The sequence below is a fragment of the Streptomyces sp. NPDC054956 genome (genome assembly GCF_053609185.1).
This window is the reverse complement of the sequence record NZ_JBSGXB010000346.1, coordinates 1-7345: the sequence shown is the minus strand read 5'-3', so window position 1 is coordinate 7345 and position 7345 is coordinate 1. Positions and strand designations below refer to the sequence as shown.

Annotated in this window: 8 protein-coding genes; 2 read left to right on the top strand and 6 right to left on the bottom strand. The window is 71.9% G+C overall.

Annotated elements, in window-relative coordinates:
- Positions 1 to 1329: 1329 nt before the first annotated feature.
- Positions 1330 to 1575: a DUF397 domain-containing protein gene (locus tag ACWGDE_RS33570; RefSeq protein WP_453392834.1), complete on the bottom strand. Its 246-nt coding sequence runs from the start codon at positions 1573 to 1575 to the stop codon at positions 1330 to 1332.
- The gene (locus ACWGDE_RS33565; protein WP_453392833.1) at positions 1572 to 2408 is read right to left on the bottom strand and encodes a helix-turn-helix domain-containing protein; all 837 of its coding nucleotides are present in this window, start codon (positions 2406 to 2408) and stop codon (positions 1572 to 1574) included. The genes ACWGDE_RS33570 and ACWGDE_RS33565 overlap by 4 nt, the downstream gene beginning before the upstream one ends.
- 128 nt (positions 2409 to 2536) lie before the next feature.
- On the opposite strand from ACWGDE_RS33565, the gene ACWGDE_RS33560 reads away from it, so the two are divergent.
- Positions 2537 to 2968 (top strand): ATP-binding protein, encoded by a 432-nt coding sequence (locus tag ACWGDE_RS33560; RefSeq protein ID WP_453392832.1) that lies wholly within the window; start codon positions 2537 to 2539, stop codon positions 2966 to 2968.
- Between the two features lie 28 nt (positions 2969 to 2996).
- On the opposite strand, the gene ACWGDE_RS33555 is transcribed toward ACWGDE_RS33560, so the two are convergent.
- On the bottom strand, positions 2997 to 3698 hold the full coding sequence (locus ACWGDE_RS33555) for a hypothetical protein (protein WP_453392831.1): 702 nt from the start codon (positions 3696 to 3698) through the stop codon (positions 2997 to 2999).
- Positions 3699 to 3736: 38 nt separating this feature from the next.
- A complete protein-coding gene (locus ACWGDE_RS33550) occupies positions 3737 to 4003 on the bottom strand; it encodes a hypothetical protein (protein WP_453392830.1) in 267 nt (88 codons plus the stop codon).
- 96 nt (positions 4004 to 4099) lie between these two features.
- Between ACWGDE_RS33550 and ACWGDE_RS33545 the strand changes: the two genes are divergently transcribed.
- Positions 4100 to 4642, top strand: a complete 543-nt coding sequence (locus ACWGDE_RS33545) for a GNAT family N-acetyltransferase (RefSeq protein ID WP_453392829.1) — start codon at positions 4100 to 4102, stop codon at positions 4640 to 4642.
- Between the two features lie 31 nt (positions 4643 to 4673).
- Here ACWGDE_RS33545 and ACWGDE_RS33540 read toward each other — a convergent pair whose 3' ends face one another.
- Together ACWGDE_RS33540 and ACWGDE_RS33535 are read right to left on the bottom strand one after the other, a co-directional pair.
- Positions 4674 to 5531 (bottom strand): LLM class F420-dependent oxidoreductase, encoded by an 858-nt coding sequence (locus ACWGDE_RS33540; RefSeq protein WP_453392828.1) that lies wholly within the window; start codon positions 5529 to 5531, stop codon positions 4674 to 4676.
- Positions 5532 to 5669: 138 nt separating this feature from the next.
- Positions 5670 to 7058 carry an ADP-ribosylglycohydrolase family protein gene (locus ACWGDE_RS33535; protein ID WP_453392827.1) on the bottom strand — a complete coding sequence of 463 codons (1389 nt, stop codon included), beginning with the start codon at positions 7056 to 7058 and terminating at the stop codon, positions 5670 to 5672.
- Between the last annotated feature and the right edge of the window lie 287 nt (positions 7059 to 7345).

Here is a 7345-nt window from a genome sequence, read left to right as displayed (position 1 = left end):
CTTCGCGATGGCCTTCGGCCACCCTTGACAGGCCGTCCCGTCCCGGAAAAACACAAGACTCCCGGGATCCCCCCGGGGGATGGCCGGGAGGTCATTCTCCGAGGGGCGGCCTGGTTGCAGCAGGCTCGCCTGTGGCGTTGAGGCGCGGCAGATCGCTACGCAGTCCCTCTCGGTCTAGCGGCTGGCCGCCGTCTGGGGCTGGTGCGCGCGGCAGATCGCTACGCAGTCCCGCTCGGTTTAGCGGCCGGCGGCCGTCTGGGGCTGGTGGGCGCGGCAGATCGCTACGCAGTCGTTCTCGGCTTGGCGGCCAGCGGTCGTCTGGGGTCGATGTGCGCGTCATTTCGCCACGTGCTTCGGTGGGATTGGCGTCCGGCGGCCGTCGGGGGCTGGGGCGCACCGGATCGCTACACAGTTCCTGTCGGTTCGGCGTCCGGCGGTCGTCTTGGGCCGGAGATAGGCCGCCCACGACGACCATGTGCCCCTCTGAGCACGCGACCGCCGCCCGGATCCCTTTCCAGGCCTCCACCCCTCTCCCGATGCCCCATTTGCGGCGGTATGGCGGCTGGGTGGGAGCGAAACGATCACTTCTCCGACGCTAAGGACGAAGATCTCGCCGTTAGGCGACATCAGGCGCCCTTCGGGCCGCTGGGAGGCCCACTACCGGCCCCAGACAACCGTCAGATGCCAAACAGTGGGCGGCGCGTGGTGATTTGGTGCGCCACCAGCCCCAAACGACCGCCGAACGCCAATGGGTGAGGAGCGCGTAGCGAAATGACGCGCACATCAACCCCACGCGACCGCCGGCCGCTGAGCCGGGAGGGTCTGTGTAGCGATCTGTTGCGCTCCCAGCCCCAGACGGCGGCCAGCCGCTTAGCCGAGAGCGAGTGTGTAGCGATCTGTTGCGCCACCAGCCCCAGACGGCCGTTGGCCGCTGAGCCGAGTGGGATTGTGTAGCGATCTGTTGCGCTCCCAGCCCCAGGCGGCGGTCAGCCGCTATGCCGAGTGGGACTGTGTAGCGATTTGGTGCGCCTCAAGGCCTCGGAGGGGGATGTGGTCGTCTTCGTGTGCGGGTTGGGCTGACCGGCGGAACGCGGGCCGTTGGGCCTCTGACTCGGCCGTTCCTCCCTCTCGTTCCTCCCGGCCATCCCCCGGGGGGATCCCGGGAGTCTTGTGTTTTTCCGTGTCGGGTCGGTCTGTCAAGGGTGGCCGAAGGCCATCGCGAAGCGACGCGACGAAGGAGCGCCCTTGACGGGCCGGCCCGGCGCGGAAGGACACTGGACTTCCGGGACGCCCCCCGGTCACCGTCAAAGCCACCGAGCGGCCCGCAGCTCAGGCGCCCGTTACCCCGCTCACGAACGCAGCCCAGGAACCGGGCGTCACCGCCAGCTCGGGGCCGGCGTCCACCTTCGAGTCCCGGATGTGGACGGAGTCGGCGCAGGCCGCGACCTCTACGCAGTCGTCGCCGTCGCCGCTGCTGTACGTCGACTTGTGCCAGGACAGGGCCACTTCCACGCAGTTGTCGCCGTCGCCGCTGCTGTAACTGCTCTTGAACCACCGGAGAGGGGAGCTGTTCACAGGGATCCTCGCAATCGCATCAACAGGCCCGCGCTATCGGCGGGATTGAGGGCCTGGATGCGAAGTTTGGCATACCGCTGGTGGAGCACGCTGAGGTCCTTTGGGTCCGACAGCACCCGGCCCGACTGCTGCCCCTCGCTGTACCCCATCCACTCGTGCTCCTCCGTCTCAAGGAGGCGGAAGGGCCCGCCCAGTCCCGCGTGTTGCGGGCTTACCTTCGGCATGATCTGCAGGTCGATGTTGGGTAGTTTGGTGCACGCCAGCAGGTGGTCGATCAGCTCGACCGTCACCTCCGGCCCGCCCGTCTGCCTCTCGATCACGGCTTCGTCGAGGATGAAGCTGAAGACCGTGTACGGCGTGCGCGTGAGCAGTTCCTGTCGGGCGAGCCGGGCCGCGATGCGAGCTTCGGTCTCCTCGGCCGTCGGCGGCGGCAGGACCGCTTCGATCAGTGCGCGCGCGTAGGACTCGGGCTGCAGCAGACCGGGGACGGAGCGGGATTCGTACGTATTCAGCGTGACCGCGCCGTTCTCCAGCTCGGCCCATCGCCTGAACCACACCGCCAGCCCCCGCCTCCGCTGGAGCTGCTTCGCCGCGATCTTGATGACGCCGAAGGCGTCCAAGGCCTCCTCCGCCCGCTCGACGAACCGCACGGAGGGGTGGCGGCGGCCCTGCTCGACCGAACCGATGTACTGGACGGAGTAGCGGACGAGTGGGTGGAGCTGTTCCTGGGTCAGGCCGGCCCGTTTGCGGAAGGCCTTGACCGTCTCGCCGAAGTTCCTCAGGTCGACGTCGGGGTCGACCTCGTTGTCACCGCTGTCTCCGACACTCGCCACGGCGGTCACCTCCCCGTCGCAATCCTCACGGTCGGTTACCGCCACTGTCCAGAACGTGAACTCGTACAGTTGAAAAGTAGCGGTCGCCTTGCTGGGGAACGCCCCTGCCCACGCGGGACGTTGCTCCCATGAGCGCATCCTCAGGATCCCCCCAGGCCCCCTCGGCCCTCGTACGCGTGTTCACTCAGCGTTTCTCCGCCACCCGGCGCGGGGCCCGCCTCGCCCGGCAGCTGGCCCTCGTCGAGCTGCACGACTGGGGGATTCCCGAGCGCACCGGGCTCTCCGAGGACGCCGGGCTCCTCGTCGCCGAGCTCGCCGCGAATGCCGTCACCCACGGGCGGGTTCCCGGGCGGGACTTCGAGTTGCGGATCAGCCTCATTCCGGGGGCGCTCCGCGTCGAGGTGTCCGATGCCCGGCGGGACCGGCGGCCGGTCGTGCGGCCGCACGAGTATCAGGCCGAGGCCGGCTACGGGCTGCGGATCGTGGACGCCGTCGCCGCCGACTGGGGGGTCCGGGACCGGTTGATCGGGAAGACGGTCTGGGCCGAGCTGCCCGCGTAGGGGGCCGGCCCCCTGTCGGTGGTGGCCGCTAGCCGCGGGAGCGCCACGGCGGGCCGTACTTGCGGCGCTGTTCCTCCAGGATGTCCTGGTCCGAGCGCCGCCGCAGGCCTGCGCTGAGCATGCTGCCGCCGATCAGGAGGAAGATCCCGCCCGTGGTGATCAGGCCGGTGGGGCTGAGGGAGCGGTCGTCCTTGGGCTCGATCCAGGGGGACAGGGCGCCGAGCGGGTCCTTGTAGAGGACGACGCGCTGTTCCTCGGCGAAGTCGCCGTAGCAGTTCTGCTGGTTGCCCAGCTTGCTGACCTCGCCCTCGTCGTCGATCACGTGGCAGTAGAAGTGGCCCTCCTGCTTGCCCGTGCGCTCCCCGCTCAGGACGACCACGGCGCCGACCCGCTCGCCGAACAGCTTCGCGTACGACTCGTACAGGCTGGGCCCGGCGAAGAGGCCGAGGGCCATGACGCCGAAGCCGACGATCGTGGCGGCGCCGCTCCGGTGCCAGTTCAGGCCCGCCACGGTCGCGCCGGTGGCGGCCACGGCGAGGATGAGGATCACGCCGATCCACAGACCGCCGTACGGGAACTGGGCGATGAAGCCGGCCACCGTGGCCGCGCCGGGGATGAGCAGGGCCCAGAAGAGCGAGTTCCGCGCGGTACGGCCCGCCGGGCGGGCCTTCTGAGCCTTCTGGGCCCTCTGTGCCTCCTGGGGCGTGAAGGCCTCTTCCGTCGTTCCCATGCTTCCCCCGCCCCCGTCCGCGTGATGTCCGGATCACCTTATGCGGGCGTGCGTTCGGGCCCCGTCTCCGGTACGAACACGCTGACCTGGTAGGTCGACAGGTGTGGCGGGCGGCAGCAGAACGTGTCCAGGCGCAGCCGGGACGGGTCGACGGGAGGGGTCTGGGCGCGCAGGCGGTGTACGTACGCCCTGAAGGCCGCGTAGTCCTCGGTCGAGAACAGCGGCTCCCAGCCGCCGGGGGGCAGGGCGGCGGCCCGGCGGTGGGCCCGTTCCCTGCTCTGCTTGCGTTTGCGCCGGCCTGGCATCCGGCCAGTCTCGCGGTGCGTGGCACCCCGTCACCAGTGGGTTTCCGCAGGCTTATTGGTTTGCCGCAGGTGCGCCCGGTCGGATAGGAAGCCCGCATGCTTAAAGGTGCCAGAGTCGGGCTCAGGGCCCGGTACGAGGACGACATTCCGATCCTGCTGACCGAGCTCTACGACGACGTGGTCAACTCCGCGCGGGCCGAAAGCGGGCCGTGGCGGCCGATCACGCCCGGCTCCAAGGATCCGCGGCTGGTGCCGGACGACAAGGAGCAGGGGCACGTCCCGTTCTCCGTCGTGGAGCTGGAAGGCGGCACGCTGATCGGCAGCGCGACGCTGTGGGGCATCGACAACCACAACCGGTCCGCGCACATCGGCCTCGGGCTCCTTCCGTCGGCCCGCGGCAAGGGCTACGGGACCGACGTGGTCGCGGCGCTGTGCACGTACGGGTTCGTCGTGCGCGGCCTGCGCCGGATGCAGATCGAGACGCTGGCCGACAACGACGCGATGCTGCGCGCGGCCGAGCGCAACGGCTTCGTCCGCGAGGGCGTGCTGCGTTCCTCGGCCTGGGTGATGGGCGAGTTCCTCGACGAGGTGCTGCTCGGACTCCTCGTCCAGGACTGGAAGCCGGACCCGCGGGGTTAGCCCTACCGGGTCAGAGGTCAGAGGTCAGAGGTCAGAGGTACTGCGCGAAGTCGTCCAGGACCGCGAGGACCTCGGATTCGCCCTCCGACGGGAGCTGCAGAACGACCTCGTCGAAGCCGAGCTCCGCGTAGTGGGCCATCTTGCCGGGGTTCGGCTGGACGGCGTACGGGACCACCTGGAGGGACTTGGGGTCGCGGCCCGCGGCCTCCCAGACCTGGCGCAGCACCGGGAGGGACTCCGTGAGGCCGCCGCCGATCGGGAGCCAGCCGTCGGCGTGGTCGGCGATCGCCGCGAAGAGCTTGGGGCCGGCCTGGCCGCCGATCATGGTGCGGGGGCCGTACAGGGGGACGCCCGGGGCGAGTTCGCGCGGGGCCTGGGCGGGCTTGGGGTGCGCCGAGCTGGCCTGGACCGAGGAGAACTCGCCGAGGTACGCGGTCGGTTGCGGGGCCCACAGGGCGCGCATCAGGGCCATGCGGTCGCGCACCAGCTCGCGGCGGGTGCGCCAGTCGACTCCGTGGTCGGCGGCCTCCTCGACGTTCCAGCCGTAGCCGATGCCCAGGGTGACGCGGCCGCCGGACAGGTGGTCCAGCGTGGCGACCTGCTTCGCGAGGTCGATGGGGTCGTGCTGGGCGACGAGGGTGATGCCGGTGCCGAGGTGGAGCCGCTCGGTCACGGCGGAGGCCTGGCCGAGGGCGACGAAGGGGTCCAGGGTGCGCCCGTACATCTCGGGGAGCTCGCCGCCCATGGGCGCGGCGGTGACGCGGCTGACCGGGATGTGGGTGTGCTCCGGGAGGTAGAGGCCGGAGAAGCCGCGCTCCTCGAGGGCACGGGCCAGGCGTACGGGGGAGATGGTGCGGTCGGTGAGGAAGATGGTCGTGGCGATCCGCATGTGCGCTGGCACCTCCGAGGCGTGGGAGGGCCAAGGTACGGCTTCGCGCGCGCGGAGGGGAGGGGCACGCGTCGGCCACGGCCCCGGGGGCGGGCGTGGGGCCGGCCCTGGTTCCGGGGTGGTCGGCCGTGCGGGTGCTCAGCCGCGGGGGTAGCGGGCCAGCCAGGCGGGGGAGGCGGCCGTCGGGCCGTGGAGGGCGGGGCCCTGGGTCATCTCCAGGGAGAAGTCGTCGGCCAGTTCCAGGATCGTGGCGCGGCCCTCCAGGCCGGCGAGCCAGCCCGCCGGGAGGGCGGTCTCCCCGTGCTGGGCGCCGAGCAGTGCCCCGCACAGCGTGGCCGTGGCGGCCGAGTCGCCGCCGTGGTTCACGGCGAGGCGCAGGCCGTGCGCCACGTTCTCGGCGACGAGCGCGCAGTAGACGGCGATGGCCAGGACCTCCTCGGCGTCGCGGCCGTCGCCGGGGGACAGGGCCTCGACGGCCTGCGGCGACGGGACGCCGGCGGTGACCGCCGCGACCGCCCGCTGCAGGGCGTCGGTGACGGGCTGGTGGCCGGGGCGGACCCCGAGCAGCCCGAGCGCGCGCTGGACGGCGGAGTCGAGGGACTCGCCGCGGGTCAGCCCGTGGACGATGACGGCGAGGGCGCCCGCCGACAGGTACGCGGCGGGATGTCCGTGGCTCTGCGCGGCGCATTCCACGGACAGTTGGAGGACGAGCGCGGGCTCCCAGCCGACGAGCAGGCCGAAGGGGGCGGAACGGGCGGTGGCGGCGGCGTCCCGGGCGGCGGGGTTCTTCGGCTGGTCGAGGGTGCCGAGGACTCCGTCGGCGAAACCGGTCAGGCAGGCGCGGGCGGGAGCGCGGCGGGCGTAGAGCCACTCCTCCTGGGCCAGCCAGCCGTTGTCCTTGCGGCGCTCGTCGGGGCCCCAGTCGCGCTGGGTGGCGGCCCAGCGCAGGTACGCGCGGTGCACGTCGGTCGGCGGGTGCCAGGCGCCGGTGTCCCGGCGTACGTGGGCCCGTATCAGGCCGTCCACGGTGAACAGGGCGAGCTGGGTGGCGGCGGTCACGGTCCCGGTCCCCGGGCCGGGGCCGGGCGGGGGGTCGGTCAGGCCGGCGGGGCCGTGTGCGGCGTGCAGGGCGTCGAGGGAGAGGGCGGCCACGGGGGCGCCGAGGGCGTCGCCGATGGCGGCAGCGAGCAGGGCGCCCCTGACGCGGCTGCGGAAGTCCTGCTGCTCGGCGCGGCCCCAGAGCCCGGTGGTGACGGCGGCCCGACCGCCGATGGTGTCCCCGGCGGTGGGGCCGGTGGCGGGGCCGAGGCCGGTTCCGGGGCGGGGGGTTGGGGCGGACCCGGCCCCCGGCCCGGCGAGCGGGCCCGCGCCGGGTCCCGCGGAGGATCCTGTGCCGGTGGCCGCGGCGGCGCTGGGGCTTGGGCCGGCGGCCGGGCCGTTGCCGGGCGGTGCGGGCGTTGCCGTGGGCGGCTCGGCCGCAGCGGGCAGGCTCTGATGCTCCCCGGACGTTTCGGTCGCCGTGTCCATTTTGATCCCCCCGGACTGCCCGCGCGTGCTCTGGCGGGCACTGTAGTGGACAGGATCGATCGGGTCCGGAAGTAGACGGTCATGCGACCCGTATGGAAACAGGGAACGGCTGATTTCAGCCGTTCCCCTGCGGGCACGGGGACGCGGCCGCCTCCGCCGCCGCGGCACGGAGGCCAGCGCGAAGGACATCGGGGACATCGACGGCTACTACCTCCACGCCCTGGAGGCAAAGGCTGAGAAGACGATAACCCTCGCCGACTACATCGCACAGGCCAACCGCGAAGCCA

What these genes read in the sequence shown, in the direction of transcription:
- ACWGDE_RS33560 (WP_453392832.1), top strand. Translation starts at nt 2,537, where the DNA reads ATGAGCGCATCCTCAGGATCCCCCCAGGCCCCCTCGGCCCTCGTACGC.
- ACWGDE_RS33555 (WP_453392831.1), bottom strand. Translation starts at nt 3,698, where the DNA reads ATGGGAACGACGGAAGAGGCCTTCACGCCCCAGGAGGCACAGAGGGCC.
- ACWGDE_RS33550 (WP_453392830.1), bottom strand. Translation starts at nt 4,003, where the DNA reads ATGCCAGGCCGGCGCAAACGCAAGCAGAGCAGGGAACGGGCCCACCGC.
- ACWGDE_RS33545 (WP_453392829.1), top strand. Translation starts at nt 4,100, where the DNA reads ATGCTTAAAGGTGCCAGAGTCGGGCTCAGGGCCCGGTACGAGGACGAC.
- ACWGDE_RS33540 (WP_453392828.1), bottom strand. Translation starts at nt 5,531, where the DNA reads ATGCGGATCGCCACGACCATCTTCCTCACCGACCGCACCATCTCCCCC.
- ACWGDE_RS33535 (WP_453392827.1), bottom strand. Translation starts at nt 7,058, where the DNA reads ATGGACACGGCGACCGAAACGTCCGGGGAGCATCAGAGCCTGCCCGCT.